This is a genomic window from Yoonia sp. (assembly GCF_030731595.1).
Classification (GTDB): domain Bacteria; phylum Pseudomonadota; class Alphaproteobacteria; order Rhodobacterales; family Rhodobacteraceae; genus Yoonia.
The window spans coordinates 33,080-58,121 of record NZ_JANQTS010000026.1 but is presented as its reverse complement, the minus strand read 5'-3'; the positions used below and the strand labels follow the sequence as shown (position 1 = coordinate 58,121).

At 57.6% G+C, this 25,042-nt stretch carries 26 protein-coding genes; 10 read left to right on the top strand and 16 right to left on the bottom strand.

What is annotated here, in order from left to right:
- The 4 genes from NWQ23_RS02570 to NWQ23_RS02555 form a co-directional block, all read left to right on the top strand.
- A partial coding sequence (locus tag NWQ23_RS02570) for a carboxylesterase (RefSeq protein WP_306164671.1) occupies positions 1-723 on the top strand: 723 nt, incomplete at its 5' end.
- Positions 724-811: 88 nt separating this feature from the next.
- A complete protein-coding gene (locus tag NWQ23_RS02565; protein WP_306164670.1) occupies positions 812-2,149 on the top strand; it encodes an MFS transporter in 1,338 nt (445 codons plus the stop codon).
- Positions 2,112-3,008, top strand: coding sequence for a carboxylesterase (locus NWQ23_RS02560; protein ID WP_306164669.1), 897 nt, complete (start codon positions 2,112-2,114; stop codon positions 3,006-3,008). Before NWQ23_RS02565 ends, NWQ23_RS02560 begins: the two co-directional genes overlap by 38 nt.
- Before the next feature lie 80 nt (positions 3,009-3,088).
- Positions 3,089-3,805 (top strand): alpha/beta fold hydrolase, encoded by a 717-nt coding sequence (locus NWQ23_RS02555; protein ID WP_306164668.1) that lies wholly within the window; start codon positions 3,089-3,091, stop codon positions 3,803-3,805.
- Between the two features lie 14 nt (positions 3,806-3,819).
- On the opposite strand, the gene phaZ is transcribed toward NWQ23_RS02555, so the two are convergent.
- Positions 3,820-5,091, bottom strand: a complete 1,272-nt coding sequence (gene phaZ, locus NWQ23_RS02550) for a polyhydroxyalkanoate depolymerase (protein WP_306164667.1) — start codon at positions 5,089-5,091, stop codon at positions 3,820-3,822.
- A gap of 65 nt (positions 5,092-5,156) precedes the next feature.
- Here phaZ and NWQ23_RS02545 point away from each other — a divergent pair, with 65 nt between their 5' ends.
- From NWQ23_RS02545 to phaR, 3 genes are all read left to right on the top strand, one after another.
- Positions 5,157-6,953 carry an alpha/beta hydrolase gene (locus NWQ23_RS02545; RefSeq protein ID WP_306164666.1) on the top strand — a complete coding sequence of 599 codons (1,797 nt, stop codon included), beginning with the start codon at positions 5,157-5,159 and terminating at the stop codon, positions 6,951-6,953.
- A 146-nt stretch (positions 6,954-7,099) separates the two neighbouring features.
- Positions 7,100-7,552 (top strand): phasin family protein, encoded by a 453-nt coding sequence (locus NWQ23_RS02540; RefSeq protein WP_306164665.1) that lies wholly within the window; start codon positions 7,100-7,102, stop codon positions 7,550-7,552.
- Positions 7,553-7,707: 155 nt separating this feature from the next.
- The gene (phaR, locus tag NWQ23_RS02535; RefSeq protein WP_306164664.1) at positions 7,708-8,244 is read left to right on the top strand and encodes a polyhydroxyalkanoate synthesis repressor PhaR; all 537 of its coding nucleotides are present in this window, start codon (positions 7,708-7,710) and stop codon (positions 8,242-8,244) included.
- Positions 8,245-8,253: 9 nt separating this feature from the next.
- Here the strand turns inward: phaR and NWQ23_RS02530 are convergent, their stop codons facing one another.
- The 11 genes from NWQ23_RS02530 to NWQ23_RS02480 form a co-directional block, all read right to left on the bottom strand.
- Positions 8,254-9,561 carry an FAD-binding oxidoreductase gene (locus tag NWQ23_RS02530; RefSeq protein WP_306164663.1) on the bottom strand — a complete coding sequence of 436 codons (1,308 nt, stop codon included), beginning with the start codon at positions 9,559-9,561 and terminating at the stop codon, positions 8,254-8,256.
- On the bottom strand, positions 9,562-10,914 hold the full coding sequence (locus tag NWQ23_RS02525) for a glutamine synthetase family protein (RefSeq protein WP_306164662.1): 1,353 nt from the start codon (positions 10,912-10,914) through the stop codon (positions 9,562-9,564). It lies immediately after the preceding gene.
- Positions 10,911-11,594 (bottom strand): type 1 glutamine amidotransferase, encoded by a 684-nt coding sequence (locus NWQ23_RS02520; protein ID WP_306164661.1) that lies wholly within the window; start codon positions 11,592-11,594, stop codon positions 10,911-10,913. The genes NWQ23_RS02525 and NWQ23_RS02520 overlap by 4 nt, the downstream gene beginning before the upstream one ends.
- Before the next feature lie 43 nt (positions 11,595-11,637).
- Positions 11,638-12,969 carry a glutamine synthetase family protein gene (locus NWQ23_RS02515; protein ID WP_306164660.1) on the bottom strand — a complete coding sequence of 444 codons (1,332 nt, stop codon included), beginning with the start codon at positions 12,967-12,969 and terminating at the stop codon, positions 11,638-11,640.
- The gene (locus NWQ23_RS02510; protein WP_306164659.1) at positions 12,966-13,772 is read right to left on the bottom strand and encodes an ABC transporter permease; all 807 of its coding nucleotides are present in this window, start codon (positions 13,770-13,772) and stop codon (positions 12,966-12,968) included. The genes NWQ23_RS02515 and NWQ23_RS02510 overlap by 4 nt, the downstream gene beginning before the upstream one ends.
- The gene (locus NWQ23_RS02505; protein WP_306164674.1) at positions 13,769-14,653 is read right to left on the bottom strand and encodes an ABC transporter permease; all 885 of its coding nucleotides are present in this window, start codon (positions 14,651-14,653) and stop codon (positions 13,769-13,771) included. Before NWQ23_RS02505 ends, NWQ23_RS02510 begins: the two co-directional genes overlap by 4 nt.
- Before the next feature lie 96 nt (positions 14,654-14,749).
- Positions 14,750-15,475: a transporter substrate-binding domain-containing protein gene (locus NWQ23_RS02500; protein WP_306164658.1), complete on the bottom strand. Its 726-nt coding sequence runs from the start codon at positions 15,473-15,475 to the stop codon at positions 14,750-14,752.
- A 26-nt stretch (positions 15,476-15,501) separates the two neighbouring features.
- A complete protein-coding gene (locus tag NWQ23_RS02495; protein ID WP_306164657.1) occupies positions 15,502-16,275 on the bottom strand; it encodes an ABC transporter ATP-binding protein in 774 nt (257 codons plus the stop codon).
- An 84-nt stretch (positions 16,276-16,359) separates the two neighbouring features.
- Positions 16,360-17,118 carry a phosphate/phosphite/phosphonate ABC transporter substrate-binding protein gene (locus NWQ23_RS02490; protein WP_306164656.1) on the bottom strand — a complete coding sequence of 253 codons (759 nt, stop codon included), beginning with the start codon at positions 17,116-17,118 and terminating at the stop codon, positions 16,360-16,362.
- Positions 17,115-17,552, bottom strand: coding sequence for a TerB family tellurite resistance protein (locus NWQ23_RS02485; RefSeq protein ID WP_306164655.1), 438 nt, complete (start codon positions 17,550-17,552; stop codon positions 17,115-17,117). Before NWQ23_RS02485 ends, NWQ23_RS02490 begins: the two co-directional genes overlap by 4 nt.
- A 5-nt stretch (positions 17,553-17,557) precedes the next feature.
- Complete coding sequence (locus NWQ23_RS02480) at positions 17,558-18,349, bottom strand: 23S rRNA (adenine(2030)-N(6))-methyltransferase RlmJ (protein WP_306164654.1); 792 nt, start codon at positions 18,347-18,349, stop codon at positions 17,558-17,560.
- A gap of 132 nt (positions 18,350-18,481) precedes the next feature.
- On the opposite strand from NWQ23_RS02480, the gene NWQ23_RS02475 reads away from it, so the two are divergent.
- Positions 18,482-19,231 carry a MipA/OmpV family protein gene (locus tag NWQ23_RS02475; RefSeq protein ID WP_306164653.1) on the top strand — a complete coding sequence of 250 codons (750 nt, stop codon included), beginning with the start codon at positions 18,482-18,484 and terminating at the stop codon, positions 19,229-19,231.
- Between the two features lie 58 nt (positions 19,232-19,289).
- Here the strand turns inward: NWQ23_RS02475 and NWQ23_RS02470 are convergent, their stop codons facing one another.
- From NWQ23_RS02470 to NWQ23_RS02460, 3 genes are all read right to left on the bottom strand, one after another.
- A complete protein-coding gene (locus NWQ23_RS02470; RefSeq protein ID WP_306164652.1) occupies positions 19,290-20,933 on the bottom strand; it encodes a CTP synthase in 1,644 nt (547 codons plus the stop codon).
- A gap of 161 nt (positions 20,934-21,094) precedes the next feature.
- On the bottom strand, positions 21,095-21,445 hold the full coding sequence (gene secG / locus NWQ23_RS02465; protein ID WP_306164651.1) for a preprotein translocase subunit SecG: 351 nt from the start codon (positions 21,443-21,445) through the stop codon (positions 21,095-21,097).
- Positions 21,446-21,522: 77 nt separating this feature from the next.
- On the bottom strand, positions 21,523-21,918 hold the full coding sequence (locus tag NWQ23_RS02460; RefSeq protein WP_306164650.1) for a DUF6524 family protein: 396 nt from the start codon (positions 21,916-21,918) through the stop codon (positions 21,523-21,525).
- A 143-nt stretch (positions 21,919-22,061) separates the two neighbouring features.
- On the opposite strand from NWQ23_RS02460, the gene NWQ23_RS02455 reads away from it, so the two are divergent.
- Together NWQ23_RS02455 and NWQ23_RS02450 are read left to right on the top strand one after the other, a co-directional pair.
- Positions 22,062-23,357 carry an adenylosuccinate synthase gene (locus NWQ23_RS02455; RefSeq protein WP_306164649.1) on the top strand — a complete coding sequence of 432 codons (1,296 nt, stop codon included), beginning with the start codon at positions 22,062-22,064 and terminating at the stop codon, positions 23,355-23,357.
- Between the two features lie 6 nt (positions 23,358-23,363).
- Positions 23,364-23,597 (top strand): DUF2842 domain-containing protein, encoded by a 234-nt coding sequence (locus NWQ23_RS02450; RefSeq protein WP_306164648.1) that lies wholly within the window; start codon positions 23,364-23,366, stop codon positions 23,595-23,597.
- A 61-nt stretch (positions 23,598-23,658) separates the two neighbouring features.
- Here the strand turns inward: NWQ23_RS02450 and NWQ23_RS02445 are convergent.
- The coding region (locus NWQ23_RS02445; protein WP_306164647.1) for a hypothetical protein at positions 23,659-25,042 on the bottom strand (1,384 nt) is incomplete at its 5' end.

The following is a 25,042-nucleotide window of genomic DNA, read 5'->3' as shown; positions in this document are numbered from 1 at the left end:
ACCCCGCAAGGCCGCCGCATTGCCTTTCACCTGACCCACGGAACAGGCCCTGCTGTCGTGTTTCTGGGTGGTTTCAAGTCGGATATGGGCGGCACAAAGGCTGTGTTCCTCGAACAATGGGCCCGCGCCCAAGGACACGCTTTCTTGCGGTTTGATTACTCCGGTCACGGCGAAAGCAGCGGGGCCTTCACCGATGGGGCTATCGGGGACTGGTTCGAGGATGCGCTGGCCGCGATTGGCCTTTTGGCGGGGCCGGTCATTCTGGTCGGTTCCAGCATGGGCGGCTGGATTTCCCTGCTTGTGGCGCGCACGATCCCTGAACGGGTTGCGGGCCTGGTGACCATAGCAGCCGCCCCTGACTTTACCGAAGACAGCATGTGGGCCGGATTCTCCGAGACCCAAAAGGCGGAGCTGATGGCGGGGCAGGTGGCATTGCCCTCTGAGTATGGCGACCCCTATATCATCACCCGCCGCCTGATCGAGGAAGGGCGAACGCGGCTTGTCTTGCGCGACCCGCTGCCCTTGCCTTTCCCTGTGCGATTCTTGCAGGGGACCGCCGATGCGGATGTGAAAATGTCCGTGGCCTTGCACCTTTTGGATCATGCCTCTGGCCCCGATATGCGGCTGACGCTGGTGGATGGCGCGGACCACCGGTTTTCGGATCAGGCCTGTCTGGATCTGATTGTGACCTCGGTCGCGGATGTCTTGGCGCGGGCGGGTTGAAACCCACCTGACGACTGACGCCACGTTTCGCTTTGGGATCATGTGCGGGACTGCATAGAGTGCCCGAAATCCTTGGGAGGGGACAAAGATGGCATTGTCGCTTGGTCAAAAGGCGGGCTGGGGTCTGGCGGATATGGGCGTGGTCGTCTTTGTCGTGGTCAAACAACTGCTGATCCTGACCTACTTGACCGCTTTTCTGGGCGTTCCGGTGGGTATTGCCGGTTTCGTGACGACGGCGGTTCTGGTCTTTGACATGATCACCGACCCGATGGTGGGCTATCTGAGCGACCGGACCCAAAGCCGCTTTGGCAGGCGCGCGCCTTGGATGTTTGTGGGCGTGCTGGTGATGGCTGCGGGGATGGTCGGGCTGTTTGCGGTGCCGCCTGACATGGCAATGGCAGGGAACCTTGCATGGGTGGTCGCGTTCTTCGTGATGGCCACGATCGGCTTTACCATGGTCGCCATTCCTTACGGGGCGCAATCCGGCGAAATCACGCAAGATCCCCGCGAAAGATCAGCGATGACAGGCTGGCGGATGGGGTTTGCCAGCATCGGCATTCTGATTGGCGGGGCGGTGATTCCGGGGCTGGCGGGGCAGATGGGCTATGCGATGGCGGCATTGGCCGTGACGCCCTTGATGGTCGGGGCGGTCTGGCTGTCGCTCTGGTCCACCCGCAAGGCCCCGCGTGTTGCGGTCGCAGCCACGGTCGATCTGCGCGGCATGTTCGGGCTGGTCTTTGCCAACAAGGCCTTTGTCGTGCTGGTGCTGCTTTACGGGGTGATGACCCTTGCCATTGCGATGATCACGGCGGGCCTGCCTTTCGCGGCACTTTATCTGATCATCGACAGCGGTGACACCATGCTGTCGGGAGCGGCCGCAGCGCTGACGACGCTCAGCTTGATGTTTGCTGCCTTCGTGGTGGGATCAATCCTTAGTCAAGCAGTCTGGGTTCTACTGTCGCACAGGCTTGGCAAAGTCGGTGCGCTGGTCTTGGGACTGAGTCTTTATGTTGTCTTGCTTTACACGCTCTACACAATGCTGCCTTCAGTCAATGTCACTGCGATTGCGGGGATGTTCGTGCTGGCCGGAATGACAAATGGGGCCTATCAACAGATACCCTGGGCGATCTATCCTGATCTGATGGATGTCACTCGCCGCCAAAGTGGCGCCGCGATCGAAGGAGCGTTCTCAGCTGTGTGGTTATTTGGGCAAAAACTGGCGAATGCGGTTGCCCCTGCCGTGTTGGGTCTGACCCTTGCCGCGGCCGGTTGGCAGGAAACGACAGGTGGTGTTGTGCCGCAAAGCGACAGCGCGCTGGGCGTTTTGCAGATGGCGATCACCCTTATTCCGGCAGCAATCCTGAGCATCGCGATCGTCGGGCTTTGGCTTGTCTATCGCCCCATGGCGCGGCGTGCCATTGGTTGATCTGGCGACCATAGAGGCGACATTGGCCGCAGCCGAAGCAAAGGTGCCCAACCTGCGCCCAGGCTGCGCAAAGCGTATTGTCTGGGCGGGTACCCCTGCAACCAAGACCCAGACAGCCGTGCTCTATATCCACGGGTTTTCCGCGACAGGCGAAGAAATCAGGCCTTTGCCGGACATGGTGGCGCAAGGGCTTGGCGCAAATCTCTTTTTCACACGGCTGACAGGGCATGGCCAGGATGGGGCAGCCATGGGGCGCGCCACGCTGGCGGACTGGCAAGCGGATGTGGCAGAGGCGCTCGCCGTGGCGCATACCATCGGGGATGACGTGGTCATCATCGGCTGTTCGACAGGGTGTACACTGGCGACTTTGGCACTGGCGCAGGGTGCGACAGCAAAGGCGATGATCCATGTTTCCCCGAATTTCGGGCTGCGCAACAAAGCCGTCCAATTCCTGCTTGATCTGCCTGCATCGCGCCATTGGTCCAAATATGTGGCTGGCAACACGCGCGTGTTCAAACCCATCAGCACCGCCCACAGCGCATATTGGACGCTCGCATATCCGACAGCTGCCGTGCATGTCATGGCCGATGCGGTACGGGCCGTCCGTCAACTGGACCTTTCAGCGGTCACGGTCCCTGCGCTCTTTTGTTTTAACGCAGACGATCAGGTCGTGCATCCAAAGAACACTGCACAGGTCATGGCACGGTGGGGTGCCGCGGTCGAGAAAATCGACATCATCCAAACCGCTGCGGATGATGACATGGGGCATGTGATGGCCGGAGACATTTTCTCGCCTGGCCAAACAGCGCCACTGGCTCGGCAGATTTTGGCTTGGTTGCATGGTTTGGGGCGCGGCTGAAAGACTTGCGGCAGAAGCTTTTCCGCTGCACACTCAAAGAAAACCTGAAGGGTTGAGCAGAGTGTCTGGGCTTAAGCAACATGCCGCGTGAAACGCTGGTGATGATCCCGCCAATGCTGTCGGATGCGCGCGTCTTTGCGCATCAACTGCAAGAATTGTCGCGGTCACAGGCGGTGATGGTCGCGCCGACATCCTGTGGCGAGCGGATGGAAGAAATCGCAAGCCAGATCCTGACATGGTCGCCATCCAGGTTCGCACTCTGCGGGATGGGAATGGGTGGCATGGTCGCGATGGAAGTGCTGCGCCGCGCGCCGGATCGCGTGACACGCATCGCCTTGATCAGCACCAGCCCACAGGCGGACACGCCTGAAGCCGCCGCCGCGCGCGAAACCCACATCATCGCGGCCCGTGCGGGTCGTTGGGATGATGTGTTGCAGCACGAGATCAATTCGACATGGATGGCACCATCGACAGACAAGGTGGATCTTGTCCGCCATCTTACTGAAATGGGCCGTGATCTGGGGCCAGAAGTCTATATCAAGCAAGCGCGCGCCATGCAGCGGCGCAAAGACCAGCAGTCGATTTTACGCCAAATCGAGCAGCCCGCCTCAGTGATTTGCGGACGGCACGACGGGCAGTATCACCTCAAGCGCCATACTTTTCTGGCCGAGCTTATTCCCTATGCCAACCTGGAGATCATCGAAGGGGCAGGGTATTTGCCAAGCATGGAGGCACCCGAAGCGACAACAGACGCGCTGCAACGCTGGATGGCGCAGCCTTTGGTGCTGCGCCACTAAGCTTGGGTGTCTGGTTACTTGAGGTTCACCACATTTGCGGATTTGCCATCGGGCGTATCCGAATTGGCATCAATGAAATCCAGCACCAAAGGCCGGATATTGTTGCGCCAGCTGCGTCCTGCAAAAATCCCGTAGTGTCCGGCACCGGGCTCCAAGTGTGACACTTTCTTGCTGTCGGGCAGACCTGTCAGCAAGCCAAGGGCCGCAAGGCACTGGCCGGGTGCAGAGATATCATCGTCTTCGCCCTCGACAATATTGACCGCGACGGTCGTGATCTTGCCCATATCAACCTTGTGGCCTGCGACCACGAATGCGTTCTGTGCAATCTCGCGACCTTTAAAGATTCGCGCGACGGTGGACAGATAGAACTCTGCGGTCATATCCATGACGGCAAGGTATTCGTCATAAAAGGCGTTGTGCTTGTCGTGTTCAGAGGCGTCGCCTTTGGCCACTTTGATGATCTGGTCACGGAAAGCATTGGAATGGGTCTCTGCATTCATCGAGATGAACGAAGCCAGTTGCAGCAACCCAGGGTATACCATGCGCCCGACGCCTGCATGTTTGAAACCGACCCGCTGGATCATCGTTTCTTCCAACTGACCCATGGTGACGGAACGGCCAAAGTCCGTGACTTCGGTATGATTGGCCTCGGGATCGACAGGACCACCGATCAGTGTCAGCGAGCGGGGCTGCGCCTCAGGATGCAGTTCGGCCAGATAGGCGGTTGCGGCCAAAGCCAAAGGCACAGGCTGGCACACAGCGATCACATGGATATCGGGGCCCAAAGCCTTCATGAAATCCATCAGGTAAAGCGTATAGTCTTCGATATCGAACTTGCCTGCGCTGACAGGAATGTCGCGGGCATTGTGCCAGTCGGTCACATAAACATCTGCATCGGGCAAAAGGCTGATGACGGTCTTGCGCAACAATGTGGCATAGTGCCCGGACATCGGCGCAACAAGCAGGATCTGGCGGGTCCGGTCAGGGCGGTTGCCCACACGAAAACGGATCAGATCACCAAATGGGCGCTCGACAACACATTCGACGCTGACAACCATGTCGGTCCCATCGATGTTTGTCTGCACGGGAATATTCCAATCCGGCTTCATGACCATGCGCGAAAACGTGCGCTCTGTCACTTCGCCCCAAGCCTTGAGCCAGTCCATTGCGGGGTTTGCACCCCAAGACATGATTGGATAGGAGGCATAGGCGCGTGCAGTGGCGCCCAACCATTGATTGGTGTTACGCATGCTTTCCATCAGGTCATAGGTCATCATATACTTCATTAGTTACTCTCCGATGGTCAGCGCTTCTCATGCTGCACGTGCAGCATACGCATAGGAACAAGAATATGACAACAAACGATTTAGAGTCCACAGCTGCCGACGGACAGAACGTTGCAAAACTGGAAGCCAATCTTGCGCGCGTCGAAGAACTGACCCAGCGTTTGTTGAAAGTCATGGGGCAGGGTCGTGCTGTGCCGCCGGCATTGCAGGGACCAAGTCAGGAACTCTACGTCAAGGCAGCCTCTGCCTATATGACCGAAATGATGCAAAACCCCGCCAAACTGATCGAACATCAACTGGCCTTCTGGGGAAAGTCGGTCAAGCACTACGTCGAAGCGCAACACCTGCTGGCGCAAGGCAAGCTAGAGCCACCCACCGACGAAACGCCGAAAGATCGCCGCTTTTCGCACGAATTGTGGGACACCAACCCCTATTTCAATTTCATCAAGCAGCAGTACCTGATGAATGCCGCCGCAGTGCAGCAGGCCGTGGAAGATATCGACACGCTCGATTCTGAAGAGAAAAAGCGTTTGCGCTACTTCAGTCAGCAGATGATCGACTTGATCAGTCCGACAAATTTCCTGCCCACCAACCCCGAAGCCTTGGCATTGGCCGCCGAGACCGAAGGCGAAAGCCTTGTCGCGGGCTTGGAAAACATGATCGCAGACCTTGAGGCGAACAACGGCGATCTGGTCGTGACCTTGGCGGATAAAAAAGCCTTCAAGCTGGGCGAGAACCTCGCCACGACCCCCGGTTCGGTTGTTTTCCGCAATCATCTGTTCGAATTGATCCAATACGCACCCAGCACCGAAAAGGTCTATGAGACACCGCTGATCATCTTTCCGCCGTGGATCAACAAATTCTACATCATGGACCTTAAGCCGCAGAACAGCCTGATCAAATGGGCCGTGGACCAAGGCTATACCGTTTTTGTAGTGTCTTGGGTGAACCCTGATGCGGGGTATCGGGCCACATCCATGACGGACTATGTCGAAGACGGGTACCTGACAGCGATCAAAGAGGTCAAAGACATCTGCGGTGTCAAAAAGGTGAACGCGGTGGGCTACTGCATTGCTGGCACCACACTCTCGCTCACGTTGGCGTTGATGAAGAAACGCAAGGACACTTCGGTGAATGCGGCGACCTTCTTTACCACGCTGACCGATTTTTCGGATCGGGGCGAGGTCGGGGTATTTCTGGACGATGATTTCATCGACGGGATCGAACGCGAAGTGGCGGAGGAGGGGATCCTCGATTCTTTCTTTATGTCGCGCACCTTTTCTTACTTGCGGTCCAATGATCTGATCTACGGACCCGCCATCAAAAGCTACATGATGGGCAAGGCCCCCCCTGCCTTTGACTTGCTCTACTGGAATGGCGATGGGACGAACCTGCCCGCGACGATGGCGGTCGAGTATCTGCGCGGACTTTGTCAGAACGACAAGTTTGCGACCGACGGGTTCCAGATCGCTGGCGAGACCGTGCAGATCAAAGATGTGACCGTTCCGCTTTGCGCTATTGCCTGCGAGACCGATCACATCGCCGCATGGAAAAGCAGCTATGCGGGGATCAGCAAAATGGGATCAAAGGACAAGACCTTTATCCTGTCGGAAAGCGGGCATATCGCGGGCATTATCAACCCGCCCAGCAAGAACAAGTATGGCCACTATACCAACCCCGATCTTGGGCTGAGCGCGGATGATTGGCGCGACTCTGCGGACAGGCATGACGGGTCCTGGTGGCCGCGCTGGGATGCGTGGTTGTCCAAGAAATCAGGCAAAATGACCGACGCCAGAGAGCCCGGAGATGCCGATCACCCCGTGCTGGCCCCTGCGCCTGGAACATATGTCGTGGCTAAGTAGTCGAAAATTCTCACAAATTTTCACCCGCAGAAAAACTTTATGCTGCAGTGCAGAAAAGACTTGAAATGCTGCACTGCAGCATACATATTGGTGTCACAAGATAACAGCGGGTTCAGTTCCCGCACCGAACCCGAAAGGCGACTAACATGGCTGCTAAAGCACAAGACTTCACCGCGATCTTCAAAGAGATGACAGGCGCGTTTCCTGTCGACACCAAAGCAATGGAAGAGCAGTTCAAGAACCAGACTGCACTGGCCGAGAAAATGTCGACTGTTGCACTTGACGCTGCCGGCAAATCTGCCGAGCTGTCTGCAAAGTGGACAAAAGACACCATCGCAAAAATGGAAGCGATGACCAAAGCAAAGGCAGAGCCTGCTGACTACGCAAAAGCGATGACAGACTTTGCTTCTGCAACTGCTGAATCTGCTGCCGAGCATATGGCTTCTTTCGCTGAAATCGCGAAAAAAGTTCAGACACAGACAATGGAACTGGTCCTGGCTGCTGGCAAAGACATGTCAGAAGAAATGACTGCTGCTGCAAAGAAAGCCACTGACGAAGTGACTGCTGCCGCGAAAAAAGCGACTGCTGCTGCAAAGTAAGCATGGTCTAGAACAGCCCTTGCCTCCCTGAGGGTTTTGTTTTCGAAAGACGGTCCGCCACGCGGGCCGTCTTTTGTTTTGCAGCAAAGGCTTTCTTTTTGCGCAGACGCAGAATAGGCTTCTCTGCAGCGCAATATCTGCTGTGAGGAACATCCGTGGCTGACACCAACAAACCGTTACTGATCAAGCGTTACGCAAGCCGCCGTCTCTATAACACAGAGACCAGCGATTATGTGACGCTGGAAGATATTGCCGCCTTTATCCGCGAGGGGCGCGAGGTGCAGATTGTCGATCTCAAGTCAGGCGACGACCTGACCCGCCAATACCTGTTGCAAATTATCGCAGAGCACGAAAGCCGCGGTGAAAGCGTATTGCCTGTTGATGTGCTGACCGATCTGGTGCGCAGCTACACCAGCCAAGCCGCCTCCGTTGTGCCAGAGTTCCTGCAAGCCAGCTTCGAGATGCTGCGCGAGGGGCAATCCAAAGTGATGGAGAACATGAGCAAGACAAACCCGATGGCCGTTATGCCGGGGTTCGAGGCCATGCGCGCGCAACAGGCGGCGTTCTTCAAGGCAATGACGGGTGGCATGATCCCCAGCAAAACAGCGCCTGAATCAGATGGCGATGATCTGGGCGAGATCAAAGAGCAGTTGGCGGCATTGCAAGAAAAGCTGTCAAAGCTGGGTAAGTAACGCCTGCCCCTAAACGCCCAAACGATCCCGCAGCGCATACCATGACATGGCAAGCGCCAGTAGGGGTGCGCGAAAGGCCACCCCGCCGGGATAGCTGGGACCTTTGAGCTGGGCCAAGGTATCAAACCGGCCTGCCTGTCCTGCAATGGCTTCGGCCATGACTTTCCCCGTCAGACCCGACAGCGCCACCCCATGGCCGGAAAACCCTGACCCTGAAACGATGTTTGGCGCGATCCGCTGGATCGACGGCAGGCGGTTGACGGTGATCCCCAAAGTGCCACCCCACGTATAGTCGATTCCGACACCTTGCAGCTGCGGGAACATCTCGACCATCCGGGCGGCAAGCACGGTTTTGACATCTTTGGGAAAGCCAAGCCGGTAGCTTGGACGCCCCCCGAACAAGAGCCGTTTGTCTTCGGAGAGCCGGTAGTAATTCAGAACGAATTTGCTGTCAGACACGGCAATGTCGCGGGCCAGGATTTCTGCGGCACGGTCGCCCAAGGGTTCGGTCGCCGCGATAAAGCTGTTGAGCGGCATGATCTTGGCCGACACCTTTGGCACGATATTGGGCAGATACCCGTTCCCCGCAAGGATCACATGACGTGCCTTCACGCGCCCTTTGTCAGTGCGCACTTCGGCAGGATCACCCTGTTCAATATGGTGAACTTCTGCGCGTTCGAAAATCTGTGCACCCGCCGCTTCGGCCAGACGCGCGAGCGCGAGCACATAGCGCAAGGGGTGAATATGCCCCGCACCCATATCCAGAATGCCACCCTGATACTGCGGTGTTTTGACCAAAGCCTGCATCTCTGCGGCATCCAGTTGTGTCACCAGATCATAGCCGTAGGTGTCATTCAGATAGGCCGCATCACGGTGATACTTTTCCACTTCAGCGGCTGTGCATCCCGCTTCGGCAACGCCGGACGTGAAGCGCGCATCAGGGACGTCTGTGGCGCAGATCCGGCGAATGTCGTCCTTGGCCTCTTGCGACAAGGCCCAAAGTGCTGCCGCTTGGTCCTTGCCGTATTTCTGCGCAAGCAGGCGTTGCGACATGTTGAAGCCGGTACACACCTGCCCGCCATTGCGCCCCGAGGCGCCAAAGCCCACGCGATGGGCGTCCAGCACCACCACATCCAGCCCCTTCTGGGCCAGATGCTTTGCCGCCGAAAGCCCCGTAAAGCCCGCCCCGATGATACAGACATCGACGGTCTTGTGGCCATAAAGCGGCGGACGCTCCGGCGGCATGTCGACAGTTGCGACATACCAGCTCTTGGGCAGTTGGCCGGGGCTTTCGTTGCGATAAAGAGGGCTGGCCATCTAGACGTTCAAAAGCAGGTGTTCGCGCTCCCACGGGCTGATGACTTGCAGGAACTCGGTGTATTCCGTGCGCTTCACAATGGAATAGACCCGCGCAAAATCGTCGCCCAGAACCGCATGCAGTTCTTTGGCCTCGTCAAACAGATCGAGCGCATCCGACAAAGAGCCAGCAATTTCGGCCTCGGACTCAGACGCCTCGCCGCGCCAGCGCTTGTCGGGGCGGATTTCGTTTTTCAGGCCCAGATACCCACACGCAAGCGATGCCGCGATGCAAAGGTAGGGGTTGCAATCCATCCCCGGCAAGCGGTTTTCGATGCGCCGCGCCTCTGGCGGAGAAATCGGGATACGGATTCCCGTGGTCCGGTTGTCACGGCCCCATTCAAGGTTCACCGGTGCGGCTTCGCCTTCGACATAGCGGCGATAGCTGTTCACATAGGGCGCGATCAGGGCGATGGCGCTGGGCATATGTTCCTGCAGCCCGCCAATGAAGTGGAAAAAGGCATCGGTTTCGCCGCCACCCGGGCCGGTAAAGATATTGCGGCCTTTGTTGTCCACGACCGAATGGTGCACATGCATCGCCGATCCCGGTTCGCCTTCGATGGGTTTGGCCATGAAGGTGGCAAAACAATCGTGCTTCAGCGCGGCTTCGCGGATCAGCCGTTTGAAATAAAAGACCTCATCGGCCAGTTTCAGCGGATCACCGTGGCGCAGGTTGATTTCAAGCTGACCGGCACCGCCTTCCTGCGCAATCCCGTCAATCTCGAAGCCCTGTATTTCCGCAAACTCATAGATGTCGTCGATCACGGGGCCATAGTCGTCCACGGCTGACATCGAATAGGCCTGCCGTCCCGCAGCGGGGCGGCCTGTGCGGCCCATCATCGGCTCGATCGCTTTGGCGGGGTCGATGTTGCGCCCGACCAGATAGAATTCCATTTCGGGTGCGACGATCGGGTGCCAGCCTTCGGCTTCGTAAAGCGCGACCACGCGACGCAGCACGTTGCGCGGCGCAAAGGCCACCGGCTTGCCCTTTTGGTCAAAGGCATCATGGATCACCTGCAAGGTGCCATCGGTTGCCCAAGGGGTGGCTGTCGCGGTCGACAGATCCGGCTTGAGGATCATGTCAGGCTCCAGAAACCCGTCCGGCCCCGCCGCTTCACCCCAGTCGCCTGTGATGGTCTGGAAAAAGATCGAGTTGGGCAGGTGGAAATGTCCCTGTTTTTCCCATTTGCTGGCAGGCACAGCCTTGCCACGCGCGATGCCGGGCAGGTCGGCGATGACGCATTCGACCTCGTCCAGGCGGTTTTGCTCCAGATAGGCTTGTGCGGCCGGTGGAATTTGGTTGATCCAACTCATGCGAGTACCCGTTCTTTGAAAAACTTTGCAATTTGCGCGGCAAGCCGAGGGTTATCCAAAGGCTCGTTCAGGGTCGCGCGTGCCGTGGCGAGTTGCTCGTCCGGCACGATACCGGGACCGCGATATTCCACCAGCCCACCAATGAATTCCGGCCCGTATTCGGGGTGGGGTTGGGTTGTGAAAACGCGGTTGCCATAGACCAGCGCTGCATTCTCGCAAAAGTCGCTACAGGCATAGACTTGCGCGTCTGCCGGCCGTTCGGTGACCTGATCCTGATGCCAGGCATTCAGCGCCAGGGTTTCCCCATTCCAGTTATAGGTTTGACGACCGACCGACCAGCCGCCGGCAAACTTCTCGACCTTGCCGCCAAGGGCCTGCGCGATGATCTGGTGCCCAAAGCAGATACCCACCAGCGGGATATCGGCGGCATAGACATCGCGGATAAATGTCTCGAGCGGGGGGATAAAGTCGAGATCTTCGTAGGCCCCGAATTTGGAACCCGTTATCAGCCAGCCGTCGCAATCGGTGATGCTGTCGGGGAATTCCATATCAACGACGCTATAGGTGGCAAAGTCGAACCCAAAGCCATCAAGCATGCGTTCAAAGTGAGGGGCAACGTCGCCCGTAATTGGCAAGAGCTCGTCTGGTGCGTGCCCGGTTTGCAAGATGCCGATTCTCATGGGTGTCTCATTGTTATTGCTTGGCCCCAAGCTAGAGGCTTCGCTAGACCGTGTCGAGATAGAGGTCGAGCTGCTCTTCCGGCGTGAGTTCCTTGAAATAGTGCATTTCCTGCCGCTTGGTGCGGATCAGGTTGTCCACAAGTTGCGGGTCGAAAATCCGCTGCGCCAAGGGGCTTTTCTCGAATGCATCAATCGCCTCGCCCCAACTGCCGGGGACTTGCGGCATCTTCTGGATATAGGCGTTGCCCGTGATCGGCTCCGGTGGGGTCAGCTTGTCTTCGATCCCGATCAAGGCAGAGCCAAGGACCGCCGCCAAGAAAAGATAGGGGTTCACATCCCCCCCTGCGACACGGTGTTCGATCCGGCGCGCACCAAAGCTGCCGCCCGGAACCCGGACCGAGGCCGTCCGGTTATCATAAGCCCAGCAAATGCCTGTCGGCGCATGGGCCCCCGGCACCAGCCGTTCATAGCTGTTGCCATGGGGTGCGAAGATCAACGCCAGTTCCGGAATGCCCGCCAGACAGCCCGCGATTGCGTTATGCAGCAGGGGCGAACCTTCATAGGTGTCATTGGCCATGACGTTCTTGCCGTTTTCATCAATGATCGAAAAATGCGTGTGCAGCCCGTTGCCTGCATAATCTTCGTAGGGTTTGGCCATGAAGCTCGCGGCCATCCCGTGATTACGGGCCAAGCCCCGCACCAGCATCTTGAACAGCCAAGCATCATCTGCGGCCTTCAGCGCATCAGGCACATGCTCTAGGTTCACCTCGAACTGACCAATGCCGCCCTCAGAGATCGCGGCCTCTGCGGGAATATCCATCAACTCGCAAGCCTCGTAGAGCTCGTTGAAGAAGTTGTCGAAAGCATCCAAAGCGCGCAGCGACAGGATTTCGGCACCCGCGCGCCGCTTGCCAGAGCGGGGCGATTTGGGTTGCCGCAACTCAAGGCCGGAATCGTCGACCAGATAGAATTCCATCTCTGTCGCAGCGACCGGCGTGAGCCCGAGTGCCTTGTAGCGCGCGACCACTTTCGCCAAAGCATGGCGTGGATCACCGGCGAAAGGCCGACCGTCTTCATGAAAGGCCCAGAGCGGCAGAATGGCCGAAGGTGATGACAGCCAAGGCATCGGCACATAGCCCCGCTCGGTGGGGAGCAAGACCCCATCGGCATCGCCGCTTTCAAAAACCAGCGGGCTGTCGTCGATATCCTCGCCCCAGATATCCACATTCATCACCGACAGCGGAAATCGGGTGCCGTCTTTCTCAAGCTTTGCAGCAAAGCGCCGCGGCACACGTTTGCCCCGCGCCTGACCGTTCAAATCGGCGGCACCGCACCGCACGTTGCGCACCTCGGGGTGGTCTTCTAGCCAACTCATCGAATGATCTGAGGCCTCACTTTAAGTGCCCTGCGTCTGTCCTGCGGCAGGTGACGGTTCAGGCGGGCGTTGATGATCCCGAATACTCCAATGACGACCAAGGTCAGCAAGATGAAATAGAAGGCAAGGATCGGATAGGGGATAAACGGGTTGAAAGTCTTATCGGCAAAGTAGTTGGCATAGTAGAGCGCATCGCCGCGCTGTTGCGTGGCTGGAAAGCCCGAAAAGAACACCAGTGTCGTGGCATGGAAGAGAAAGATAGCTTCGTTGGTATACCCGGGCCAAGCCAAGCGCAGCATCGTCGGAAAGATCACGCGCCGAAAACGGTTCCAGCCGGACAGGCCATAGGCATCTGCCGCTTCGGTATCGCCTTTGGGGATGGACTGCAACGCGCCATAAAAGATCTCTCCGGTATAGGCGGCGGTGTTCAGGAAAAGCACCACCAGCGCGCCGGCCCATGCAGAGGTCAGCGGGCTGAAAATCGGATAGGACCCTTTGAGGCTGAGGAACAGGAAGTAGGCAAAGAAGAACTGGATAAAAAGCGGCGAGCCGCGAAAGACAAAGATGAACCACTCTGCCGGTTTGCGCAAAAACGGACTGCGGGCGGCCTTGCCCATAGCGACGGCTGTCGCCAGAAAAAAGCCCGCAACCAGCGCGACCAAGCCGAAATAGATGTTCCAGATCATGCCCGAGCCGATCAGCGTGAATTGTTGGCACAGCGTAAAATCACTGCGCGGCAACAACCGTTCACCGATGCCTTGGCTGCGCAAGGCGTAGTCAGCGATGGTTTCCCAGCAACTCACGCCGCCGCCTTCCGCTGCGCTTCGCCTGCAGCCGTCGCTTGGCCATGCGTCAGCTTGGCCATGATCCGGTCAAGCACGACTTCTGACACTTTGGTGAAGCACAGATAGAAAACCAACAGCGCGAGGAAATACCACATGCGCCAATCACCATGCGGGTAATCGGTGAACTGCGGCTGTTTCGCACCGCCCAATTCGCGGGCCCAATAGACGATGTCCTCGACGCCCAGCAGAAACAAAAGCGGCGTGGCCTTGATCAGCACCATCCACAGGTTCGACAGGCCGGGCAGGGCGTAAACCCACATCTGCGGAACCAGCACGCGCCAAAAGGTCTGGCGGCGGCTCATCCCGTAAGCTTCGGCAGTTTCCAATTGCCCGCGCGGTACGGCCCGCATTGCGCCAAAAAGCACGTTGGCGGCAAAGGCTCCGAAAACGATGGCAAAGGTCAGCACCGCCAGCATAAAGCCATAAGTCTCGTGGACCCATTGCGGAGAATTGCCCAAGGGCAGCTTGGCCGCGGTGCAAACGACAAAGTCATTGCCTTGACGGACGGGTTCGGTCCAGTCGGGGCATTTGATGCGGTGGCGGATGTATTCGAAGGCCTGATCAAGTGCGATGACGAAGAACAAAAAGAAAGCAATATCGGGGATGCCGCGCACAACGGCGACATAGGTCTTGCCGATCCAGCGCAGCGGGGCGAAATCGCTGCGGGCAGCGGACGCGCCGGCAAAGCCAAAAGCAAGCGCGGTCGGAGCCGTAATCGCAAGCAGCAACAGGACAGTGCCAACGGCGTAATACATGGACATATGCTTGCCTGTGGTCAGGTAGCAACTCATCCATTGGAAGCCTTCAAGGACGGCTGGATCTGTGCAGAAACTAAAAATTTTGAGGCCTGAGTGTTAGGGCAGATCTTTCGCGTATTCGTTGCAAGATGACATGCAAGTTGCGCCCCGCCACGGCGGGCAGGGCGCAATAAGGTCTTAGAAAGTTGCCGAACCCGGCAGCCACTTTGTGATCAGTTCGTTCAGCGTGCCATCCGCCTTCATCGACTGGATCGCTGCTGTGAATTTGTCGCGCAACTCTGTGTCGGACTGGCGTACGCCAAGGCCGATACCGCCGCCGATCAGAACGTCCTCGCCCACGATCGAGACTTCGCTGTCTGATTCAGCGATCGGTTCAAGGAATGCTTTGTCAGCCAGAACCGCATCGGCTTCGCCTGCCTTGACAGCGGCGATGGTTTCGTCAGGTGTGGCGAATTCCAGCAAAGTCGCGCCGGCCATGCCTGTGACATAGCTGGCTTGGATGGTGCTGGACTGTGCCGCGATCACAGCATTGCTGAAATCAACCTCGCCCGTTGCCAGGAAAGCCGATGGATCAGGCTGGGTATAGGCTTCGGAGAAGTCGATCACTTCTTTGCGTTCGTCGGTGATCGACATGCCAGCGATGATCGCATCATAGTTGCCGGACACGAGGTTGGGGATAATGCTGTCCCATTCGTTGGTGACCCACTCACAGGTCAATTCGGCGCGGGCGCAAAGCTCGTCGCCCAACTCACGCTCGAAGCCGTCGACTTCACCGGCGTCATTGATGAAGTTGTACGGAGGGTAGGCGCCTTCGGTGCCCAGACGCACGACGCTGTGGCTTTCGGCCATTGCCATGCTTCCCAAAAGCGCAAGTGCGGCTGTGGACAGGATCAGGTTTTTCATCAGTTTTCTCCCGAGTTGATGATTTTCTAAGAGACCGTCGCAGAGAGAAATCCCTGCAAGCGTTCCGTCTTGGGGTTGCTAAAGAGTTCAGCGGGTGGGCCTTGCTCTTCGATTTTGCCTTGGTGCAGAAACACAACGTGGTCGCTGACGTCACCGGCCAGTCGCATGTCGTGGGTTACAATAATCATAGTCCGCCCTTCGGCAGCCAAGTCCTTGATAACCTTTACGACTTCCTGTTCCAATTCAGGGTCCAACGCGCTTGTCGGCTCATCGAAAAGCAGCGCTTTGGGTTCCATGCAAAGTGCGCGTGCAATTGCTGCGCGCTGTTGTTGCCCACCCGAAAGCTGGGCGGGATAGGCATCGCATTTGTCACCGATGCCCACCTTGTCCAGATACTTGCGCGCGGCCGCTTCGACCTCGGCCTTTTCGCGCTTGAGCACTGTGACCGGCGCTTCCATCACGTTTTGCAGGATCGTCATATGCGCCCAAAGATTGAACTGCTGAAACACCATCGACAGGTTCGTGCGGATACGGATCATCTGCGCATGATCGCCCGGGCGGCGGTGCAGACCTGTGCCTTTCCAGATCACCGGTTCGCCGCAAAAAATCACGTCACCCTGCTGGCTGTCTTCGAGCAGGTTCGCACAGCGTAACAGCGTTGATTTTCCCGAACCAGACGACCCGATCAAAGACACCACATGGCCCGCAGGGGCCACGATGTCGACGCCCTTGAGAACTTCAAGGTCACCATAGGCTTTGTGCAGGTTGCGGATTTCGATAACAGGGGCAGCGATTGTCACGTTGGGCAGCTTTTTCTTATTCCACCGCAGAGTAGTGCCTATTTTGTGGCCTTTTGCAACGGTTTGCGTCGTTATGACCCAGCGTCACGCAGAGATTGCCTCATGCTTGGGCGGGAATGGCAGATCATACGCAGTTTGAGGCAGCCTGATAATGCCCCGCAATCCAAGCGTCTGCGCATCCTGGGCTGACATCCGTTCAATGGCCGCGGTGATTGCTTCAAAATAGGGCGCCGGGTTCTGCCCCATGCGCGTGATGAAGGTCATGCCGGGTGACGTATCCGTATGGCCGATGACCTTCAGCCGGGTTGTCATCGGGTTCTCGCCGCTCTCGATCCGCCAGGTCTGCGCGTCAATGGCTGCAATGTCGGCGCGCTCTTCGGCGACTGCGGCAATGCTGGCGTTATGGCTTCCGGTGACAAGGGTGGGGTCAAACTGAAAGCCGTGGCTTTGCGCCCATAGCTGCGCCGCGCCATAGCCTGACTGCGATAGAAAATCGTTACAGGCAAACCGCGCCATGGCCATGTCTTGCGGGGCTTCGGCGGGGCTGTCTTTGCGCACGATGAAAACGCTGTTGTAATAGCCCGGCTCACATCCCGGCAGGCCATAATCGGCAGCACCAATCACGGTGACCTTGTCGCGAAATCTGGCCCGATAGGGCAGATTGCAAATCTGGCTCAGGGATAAATCCGGATGCGCCCAGCCGTCCATATGGTCGATCTCATGGTCCAGCGCATCTGGCGCGCTGACGCCGCTTTGCTGCAAGCCATCGCGGATCAGCGCCCAAAGCCGGTCATGTGCCGCCCTGTTGGAAGCGCGCGCATACATCGGCAGGCTGGCGATCATCCGGCGCTGACCCTCAGACGCGCGCGGTGACTGTCTTGATCCGACACGCCCAGCAAAGATGCGGTCATCCGCATCATGCTGTCCTCTTCGTGGTCACGCACACCATCGGCCATGACAACAGCCCACATGGCTTCCAGCACGGCCAGACGGTTTTCATAGGCGACGGCATCCTTGATTGCACGGGTAAAGCGCACGGTATCGGGGGCCTCGGCCTCCAAGGCCTCGCATTCCGCGCGCAATGCGGCGGCCTCGGCAGGGGTCAGCCCATAGCGTTTGGCAAGAGAGGCATCAATCTGTGCGATTTCAGCGGCAGCATAGTCGCCATCGGTGCGGGCAAGCCGGACAAGCAAGGCACCAAGCGCGATGCGCGCATCGGTATCGGGCAGCATTTGAGGTTCGGGGGCGGTCAGACGCCGGAGGAGATCACTAAACATACCGACTACATAGGATCACTTAGCTTGTCTTGGAAGAGGGCAGAAAGACGCGCTGCTTCTTCCGCGAAGCCAAAAGGCGGATTCACGACAAAAAGACCCGACCCCACCATCCGGTGTCCGGGACGCGCGGGGGGAAAGCGGACCTCATGGGCGATGGCATCGGGCAGGGCCTCTTGCAGCGATTTGATCATCGGTGCGTGGGGGGCATCGGTCAGGATCGGATACCATAACATGATCACACCAACACCCCATTTGCGGTGGATTTGGGCAATGGTCTTGGGAATGGTCTGGTAGTCGGTTTTGACTTCGAAGGATGGATCAATCAACAGCAGTCCGCGCCGTGGCTCTGGCGGGCAAAGCGACAGGGCCATTTCCCATCCGTCGCTTTGGCGGAAGAACCCGCCATAGGGGGCCATGTGGGTTTGCAGGGCGGCAAATTCCTGCGGATGCAGTTCCGACAGATGGATGTTGTCCATCGGCCGCAGACATTCGGCAGCGATCACGGGCGATCCGGGATAGGCATTTGGCCCATGTTTCACCCTTATCTTTTGCAGAACAACCGCATAAGGGTGATCCGCCGCAAACCAGTCCGCAGCCAGATTGATCCCTTTGGCGGCTTCCCCCGTCTTGAGGGCCGCCGCATCTGCCAGATCATAAAGCCCGCGCCCCGCATGGGTTTCAATATAGGACAAAGGTTTGTCCTTGCGGGTCATATAGGCCAACACCCACGCCAGCAGGCTGTGCTTGTGCACATCCGCCAAATTTCCGGCGTGATAGATGTGTTGATACGAGAGCATAGGTTCATCCTTTTGCGGCACCTGCCTTGCGACCTAAACCACGCCGGAGGGGCTGTCTATTCTCGGACGCCCATTTGCCTTGCATGTGTTCTTGAACGCGCTACCGTTAGATTGAACAAAGAAAGGAAGCCTATGCTCCTGAGATATTTCATTGCCGCCTGTCTTGTCGCTGCACCTGCCGCGCTGGTGGCACAGGACAGTACTAATGGGATCGCATTCCGGTTCGGCCTTGGGCCTTCGATTGGCCCGGGGTATTTCGGCGACGACGACCTTGATCCGGGTGTCGGTTTCAAATTCAGCCTTGAGAGGTTGCAATTCGGCGGCGTTTCCGTCGGTGGGACTGACAGCTATGGCCTCGGATTTAGCGGGTCCTTGCGGTTTATCGGTGCGCGGAACGCCGATGATTTCGACGAGCTTGCCGGGATGGATGACGTTGATGCGTCGCTCGAGCTGGGGGGCGGGCTGGAATTCACAGCGCCTGACTATGAGGTTTTTGCCAGATTGCGCTATGGCGTTATCGGACACGAAGCACTTGTCGCAGATATTGGGGGTGACCTGTTCTACCGTCCAACAGATCAGTTGACGCTGAAAGCGGGACCGCGCGTGCTTTTGGGTGATGACACCTATGCGCAAACCTATTTCGGGGTTTCAGCCGCCGAAGGACTGACGAGCAGTTTTGATGCTTTCGATGCGCGCGGTGGGATCATCAGTGCGGGGGCAAGGGCCGAAGCCACTTATGCCATCAACGACGACTGGGAGGTCGTTGGCACGCTCACCTATGACCGGTTGCGCGATGACGCCGCAGATAGCCCGCTTACCACATCGGACGAACAACTGGGTGGCAGCATTGTTCTGACGCGGCGGATCACTTTCGGGTTCTGATGGCGCCACAAACCTTTTTGGAAAGATTTTCCCGTTTCCTTGAAAAGCAAAGGGGAGCTTAAACCAAGCGCGATGTTTCGACGGCGGCCCGCACAAAATCAGCAAAAAGCGGATGCGGCGCAAATGGCTTTGACTTCAACTCGGGATGAAACTGCACGCCAATGAACCAAGGGTGATCTTCCCATTCCACGATCTCGGGCAACTTGCCATCCGGTGACATGCCAGAGAACTTCAGCCCTGCTTTCTCCAGCCTGTCGCGATACTTGATATCCACCTCATAGCGGTGCCGGTGGCGTTCTTCGATGGATGTCGTGCCATAGATGCCCGCGACTTTTGACCCCTCGGTCAGTACCGCGTCATAGGCCCCCAGCCGCATCGTGCCGCCCTTGTCGTCATCGGCCTTGCGCGCCACCATGTGGTTGCCCTGCACCCATTCTTTCAGGTGATAGACGACAGGTTCAAACCGTTTCTGGCCGGCTTCATGGTCAAATTCTTCCGATCCGGCCTTGTCCAAACCGGCCGTATTGCGGGCCGCTTCGATCACGGCCATCTGCATGCCCAGACAAATCCCCAGATAGGGAATCTTCTTTTCACGTGCAAATTGGGCGGCCTTGATCTTGCCTTCGGTGCCACGTTCGCCAAAACCGCCGGGAACGAGGATCGCATGAAAGCCTTCCAGATAGGGGGCTGCATCTTCACGATCGAAAAGTTCCGCATCGACCCATTCGATCTTGACCTTGACGCGGTTTGCCATGCCGCCATGGGTCAGCGCCTCTGCAATCGACTTATAGGCATCTTCAAGCTGGGTATATTTGCCGACGATGGCAATTTTGACATGGCCTTCGGGGTTGTGAATGCGGTCGTAAACATCGTGCCACATGTCCAGCTTGGGGGCCGGTGCGGGCGAGATATTGAAGGCATCCAGCACCGCCTGATCAAGCCCTTGTTCGTGATAGGCCAGCGGGGCTTCATAGATTGATTTCAGATCATAGGCCGCAACAACCGCCTCTTTGCGCACATTGCAGAACAGGGCGATCTTCTCGCGTTCCTTCTCGGGGATCGGCTGCTCGGACCGGCACACCAGAATATCCGGTGCGATCCCGATGGATTGCAGTTCCTTGACCGAGTGTTGCGTGGGCTTTGTCTTCAATTCGCCCGAGGCTGCCAGATAGGGCAGCAAGGTCAGATGCATAAAGATGCATTGCCCGCGTACTTTGTCATGGGCGAATTGGCGGATCGCTTCAAAGAAGGGCAAGCCTTCGATATCGCCAACGGTGCCGCCGATCTCGCAGAGCATGAAATCAACCTCGTCCTCGCCGATCTTGAGGAATTCCTTGATTTCGTTGGTGACATGCGGGACGACCTGAATGGTTTTGCCCAGATAATCGCCGCGCCGCTCTTTTTCGAGCACGTTGGAATAGATGCGCCCGGAACTCACAGAATCTGTCTTGCGGGCCGGGACGCCGGTGAACCGCTCGTAGTGGCCCAGATCAAGATCGGTCTCTGCACCGTCGTCGGTGACGAAGACTTCGCCATGTTCAAAGGGCGACATCGTTCCGGGGTCTACGTTCAGGTAAGGGTCCAGTTTGCGCAACCGCACCGAAAAGCCGCGCGCCTGCAGCAAGGCGCCCAGAGCGGCCGATGCAAGACCTTTGCCAAGTGAGGAGACAACGCCGCCGGTAATGAAAATGAAACGCGCCATCGGCTGGGAACCTCCCCGTGAAAACTTCCAAAATTTGTGGGAAAGCGAACCCGAAAATTCGCATTATCACGGGATTTGACTAATACCGGATTCGGACCGGATTGGCAACCGCTGACCCAACATCATGTTGCAGCGCGTGTCCGCGCAGCAACCACTTGTGGTTATTCGCCTGCGGGCAATAGCGGTTCGTCACCCAAAGAGGGCGGCAGCAGGCTGTCGCCCAGGTCCGGCACCGCCACACCATCGGCGCTTGGCAGATCACCCAGACGGTCAGCAACCGAAGACCCGGCTGTATTGCTCGCCGCAATCAGGGTCAGCGCAATCGAAGTGCAGATAAAGGCCGCCGCGAGCATCCATGTGAATTTGCTCATCGCTGTCGCTGCCGGCCGGCTGCCCGTGGCCCCGCCACCGCCGCCCATGCCAAGACCACCACCTTCAGAGCGCTGCAAAAGCACAGTGCCGATCAGGCTGAGCGCGAGGATCAGGTGGATGATAAGGACAACATTTTCCATTTCGGGCCTTTCGGGGCGTTCACGAACACGCGGTATCTAAAAGCTGCAAGGCAATCCCGCAACCCCTGAAACTGCGCCTACTCGTCAATATCGTCCACATCAGCCTGCCCTGTCAGTCTGCGTCGCACGATTGACCAAGACAGGCCAATCGCCAAAACGACCGAGAGCGCGAAAATGGCGATCCATGTATTGATCGTCGGATTATCCAGACTGATGACCCCTTGATCAAACAGAACCCAGATCACTGTGCCGACCACGGCCAGAATCAGGATCATCCCGAAAAGCCCGATCGAGCGCAGAGTGGCCCGCAGATAGATGATGTAACCCACAAGCAGGATCAGTCCGAACAGCACTGTCAAAGACAGGCTCGTTTGATAGTTCGCCATGCTCCAGCGCACATAGTTCCACTCTGTCGGGTTGTAGGTCGCCACCAGCAACAAAAATGCAAAGACCCAGCGAATGACGAAACCCATGATATGCCTCACTTCTTTTGCGCCCGCCGACAATGCCGATGTGTGGCTGCCCTGTCTAGCCTTTGGGCCGCGCAAATTTGCGGTTTCCCATTGGCGGGGGCAGCGATATAGGGGGAACGCAATCTGCAAAGGAATGAATATTCATGGCAAACGTAGTGGTCGTTGGTGCGCAATGGGGCGATGAAGGCAAAGGCAAGATCGTAGACTGGCTCTCGGAACGGGCTGATGTGATCGCGCGCTTTCAGGGCGGCCATAATGCGGGTCATACGTTGGTCATTGATGGTGCGGTATTCAAATTGAACGCGCTGCCTTCGGGTGTTGTGCGGGGCGGCAAGCTTTCGGTCATTGGCAATGGTGTGGTGCTGGACCCTTGGCATTTGGTCAAAGAGATCGCCGCGATCCGTTCTCAGGGCGTTGTGATCAACCCCGAGACGCTGATGATTGCCGAGAACACGCCGCTGATTCTGCCGATCCATGGTGAATTGGACCGCGCCCGTGAGGAGGCGTCGAGCAAGGGGACCAAAATTGGTACAACGGGTCGGGGCATCGGTCCGGCCTACGAAGACAAAGTTGGCCGCCGCTCTGTGCGCGTTGCCGATCTCGCCGATGCGGCCACCTTGGAAGCGCGGGTTGATCGCGCGCTGCAGCACCATGATCCTTTGCGCCGTGGCTTGGGCATCGCACCTGTCGACAGGGATGCACTGATTGCGCAACTCAAGGACATTGCAGCAGAGATTCTGCCCTATGCCGCGCCTGTCTGGAAGGTGCTGAACGAAAAGCGCAAAGCAGGCAAACGGATCCTGTTTGAAGGCGCGCAGGGGGCCCTGCTCGACATCGACTTTGGCACCTATCCCTTCGTGACCTCTTCGAATGTGATCGCAGGGCAAGCGGCGACCGGCGTTGGCCTCGGGCCGAATGCGATCGACTACGTTTTGGGGATCGTCAAAGCCTATACGACCCGCGTAGGCGAGGGCCCTTTCCCGACAGAGTTGGACGATGCCGATGGGCAGCGGCTTGGCGAGCGCGGACATGAATTCGGGACCGTGACAGGCCGCAAGCGGCGCTGCGGGTGGTTCGATGCAGCTTTGGTGCGCCAGACCTGTGCGACATCCGGCGTGACCGGTATTTCCCTGACCAAACTGGATGTGCTGGACGGGTTCGAGACCCTCAAGATCTGTGTCGGATACGAACTTGACGGTGAGACCCTCGACTATTTGCCAACCGCTGCCGACAAACAGGCGCGCTGCACACCGATCTATGAAGAAATCGAAGGCTGGGCAGAATCGACCGAAGGCGCGCGCTCTTGGGCGGACCTGCCTGCGCAAGCGATCAAATATGTGCGACGGATTGAAGAGTTGATCGACTGCCCCGTCGCCCTAGTTTCCACCTCACCTGAAAGAGAAGACACCATTCTGGTGACCGACCCCTTCGCGGACTGAGGTGAGATGACTTATAAAGCACGCAAACGACTGGCTCTTTTTGTACTGGTGGTTGGCCTTCCGATCTACATCATCATCGCGTCCACGATCATGAGCGCGATGTTGAACCAGTCGGTGCGGTTTCCGATGCCCGTCGAGTTTTTGATTTATGTTGGGCTGGGCATCGGTTGGGCCTTCCCCTTGAAATGGGTGTTCAAGGGGATTGGTCAGCCCGACCCGAACGAACAAAACCAACAGTGAAAATTGAAAAAGGCGGGGCTACAGACCCCGCCTTCTTTAACTTATCTGCTTAGCGCGATGTTCAGCCTTGTGCGGCTTGATCATCGTCTGGCCGGAATTGCGAGTTTCCAGAAACCCGGAACCGGCCATTGCTCAATTTGATCAGTTTGCCTTGGCGCAGCAAGCGGCCGAAATACCGCAGACCATCTTCGCGTGTGATTTCTTCGGTTGTTGCTGACTGGACGACTTTCATCACCTGCGGACGTGAAAAGTCCTGTTCACCTTCAACAAAGCAAAGATATGCCCCCGCAGCTTCAAGCATGTCTGCCAGTTCTGTCGCGTCCTGCGCGGCTGCAAATTCGGCAAATCCGCCGTTTCCGGCTGTACCATCCGCTTCTTTGAGGTCAGCAATCGAGCGCAGACGGGCAGATGCTGCATCAAGCGGTGTCGCCGATGCTGCTGCCTTTGTGGTCTCTTGCTCGGCAACGGGCGTGTTGACCACCGCTGCAGGCTCAGTTTCCGTCGCGTCGACGGAAGGATTGTCTTGCGCGACTGGCTGCTCGGTCGGTTCGCTCTTGACCAGCTTAAGAGGCGCAGACGCCTGTGCCTGGCTCTTTTCTTCAGCGTCATGTGCGCCAAGATCATCCTTGAACACTTCATCAGGGTCCGGTGCCTTCTCGCCTTCGTCACCAAGCTGGCGCGCGGCTTCGGTGGCTGCAACCGCTGCTTTCAACTGTGCGAAAGCATCACGATGGCGGCGGCTTTCCGGCTTGTTCAGGTGCTGGTCTGTCTGCGACATGATCCGGCTCATGGCATCATCGACACTCCGCGGAAGACCGTGGCGTGCTACGGCATTTCCCTGCCGTGCAGCGATCTCTGCTTCGACCTTTGCGACCTCTTCGCGCAAGTTGAAGTCGTCATCGTCATCGTCATCGTCATCGGATGGATCGTCCACGCGCGACGCGACATCGCGGTAGGTCAGCACAAGCGTCGACCTGTCAGGCTCTGCCGGTTCTGCAGTTGTTTCTTCTATGTCCTCGACTGGTTCGTCTTCATCAGAGGCTTCGTCCTCGTCAAAATCTTCGAATTCGTCGGCGAGTTCAGAGACTGTGTCGTCTTCAGCTTCATCCTCGTCATCAAGGGCGGCCGCATCATCCTCTTCAAACTCATCGTCATCGAGTGATGAAGCGGAAACGTCATCTTCCTCGTCAAGCTCCGCTGTGTCGTTAACCTCGTCCTCGTCCTCGTCCTCGTCCGTGTCTTCAGCTTCGGCCAAAGCGTCTTCCAAAGTATCCTCGGCGAAATCATCGTCTTCTAGGCTGTCATCCGCCGCGACAAGATCTTCGGCGTCGTTTTCTAGCGCGTCGTCAAGTTCTAGCGTGTCTTCAAGATCGTCTTCATCAGCGATCATGTCGTCGTCAGACTTCAGCGCACTGCTTTCGACATAACGTTCGGAGGCATCCAGT

Bases quoted from the DNA above. Each gene is read 5' to 3' on its own strand.
- NWQ23_RS02565 (WP_306164670.1), top strand. From the start codon at position 812: ATGGCATTGTCGCTTGGTCAAAAGGCGGGCTGGGGTCTGGCGGATATG.
- NWQ23_RS02555 (WP_306164668.1), top strand. From the start codon at position 3,089: ATGCCGCGTGAAACGCTGGTGATGATCCCGCCAATGCTGTCGGATGCG.
- phaZ (WP_306164667.1), bottom strand. From the start codon at position 5,091: ATGAAGTATATGATGACCTATGACCTGATGGAAAGCATGCGTAACACC.
- NWQ23_RS02545 (WP_306164666.1), top strand. From the start codon at position 5,157: ATGACAACAAACGATTTAGAGTCCACAGCTGCCGACGGACAGAACGTT.
- NWQ23_RS02540 (WP_306164665.1), top strand. From the start codon at position 7,100: ATGGCTGCTAAAGCACAAGACTTCACCGCGATCTTCAAAGAGATGACA.
- NWQ23_RS02530 (WP_306164663.1), bottom strand. From the start codon at position 9,561: ATGGCCAGCCCTCTTTATCGCAACGAAAGCCCCGGCCAACTGCCCAAG.
- NWQ23_RS02525 (WP_306164662.1), bottom strand. From the start codon at position 10,914: ATGAGTTGGATCAACCAAATTCCACCGGCCGCACAAGCCTATCTGGAG.
- NWQ23_RS02520 (WP_306164661.1), bottom strand. From the start codon at position 11,594: ATGAGAATCGGCATCTTGCAAACCGGGCACGCACCAGACGAGCTCTTG.
- NWQ23_RS02515 (WP_306164660.1), bottom strand. From the start codon at position 12,969: ATGAGTTGGCTAGAAGACCACCCCGAGGTGCGCAACGTGCGGTGCGGT.
- NWQ23_RS02500 (WP_306164658.1), bottom strand. From the start codon at position 15,475: ATGAAAAACCTGATCCTGTCCACAGCCGCACTTGCGCTTTTGGGAAGC.
- NWQ23_RS02490 (WP_306164656.1), bottom strand. From the start codon at position 17,118: ATGATCGCCAGCCTGCCGATGTATGCGCGCGCTTCCAACAGGGCGGCA.
- NWQ23_RS02485 (WP_306164655.1), bottom strand. From the start codon at position 17,552: ATGTTTAGTGATCTCCTCCGGCGTCTGACCGCCCCCGAACCTCAAATG.
- NWQ23_RS02480 (WP_306164654.1), bottom strand. From the start codon at position 18,349: ATGCTCTCGTATCAACACATCTATCACGCCGGAAATTTGGCGGATGTG.
- NWQ23_RS02475 (WP_306164653.1), top strand. From the start codon at position 18,482: ATGCTCCTGAGATATTTCATTGCCGCCTGTCTTGTCGCTGCACCTGCC.
- NWQ23_RS02470 (WP_306164652.1), bottom strand. From the start codon at position 20,933: ATGGCGCGTTTCATTTTCATTACCGGCGGCGTTGTCTCCTCACTTGGC.
- secG (WP_306164651.1), bottom strand. From the start codon at position 21,445: ATGGAAAATGTTGTCCTTATCATCCACCTGATCCTCGCGCTCAGCCTG.
- NWQ23_RS02460 (WP_306164650.1), bottom strand. From the start codon at position 21,918: ATGGGTTTCGTCATTCGCTGGGTCTTTGCATTTTTGTTGCTGGTGGCG.
- NWQ23_RS02455 (WP_306164649.1), top strand. From the start codon at position 22,062: ATGGCAAACGTAGTGGTCGTTGGTGCGCAATGGGGCGATGAAGGCAAA.
- NWQ23_RS02450 (WP_306164648.1), top strand. From the start codon at position 23,364: ATGACTTATAAAGCACGCAAACGACTGGCTCTTTTTGTACTGGTGGTT.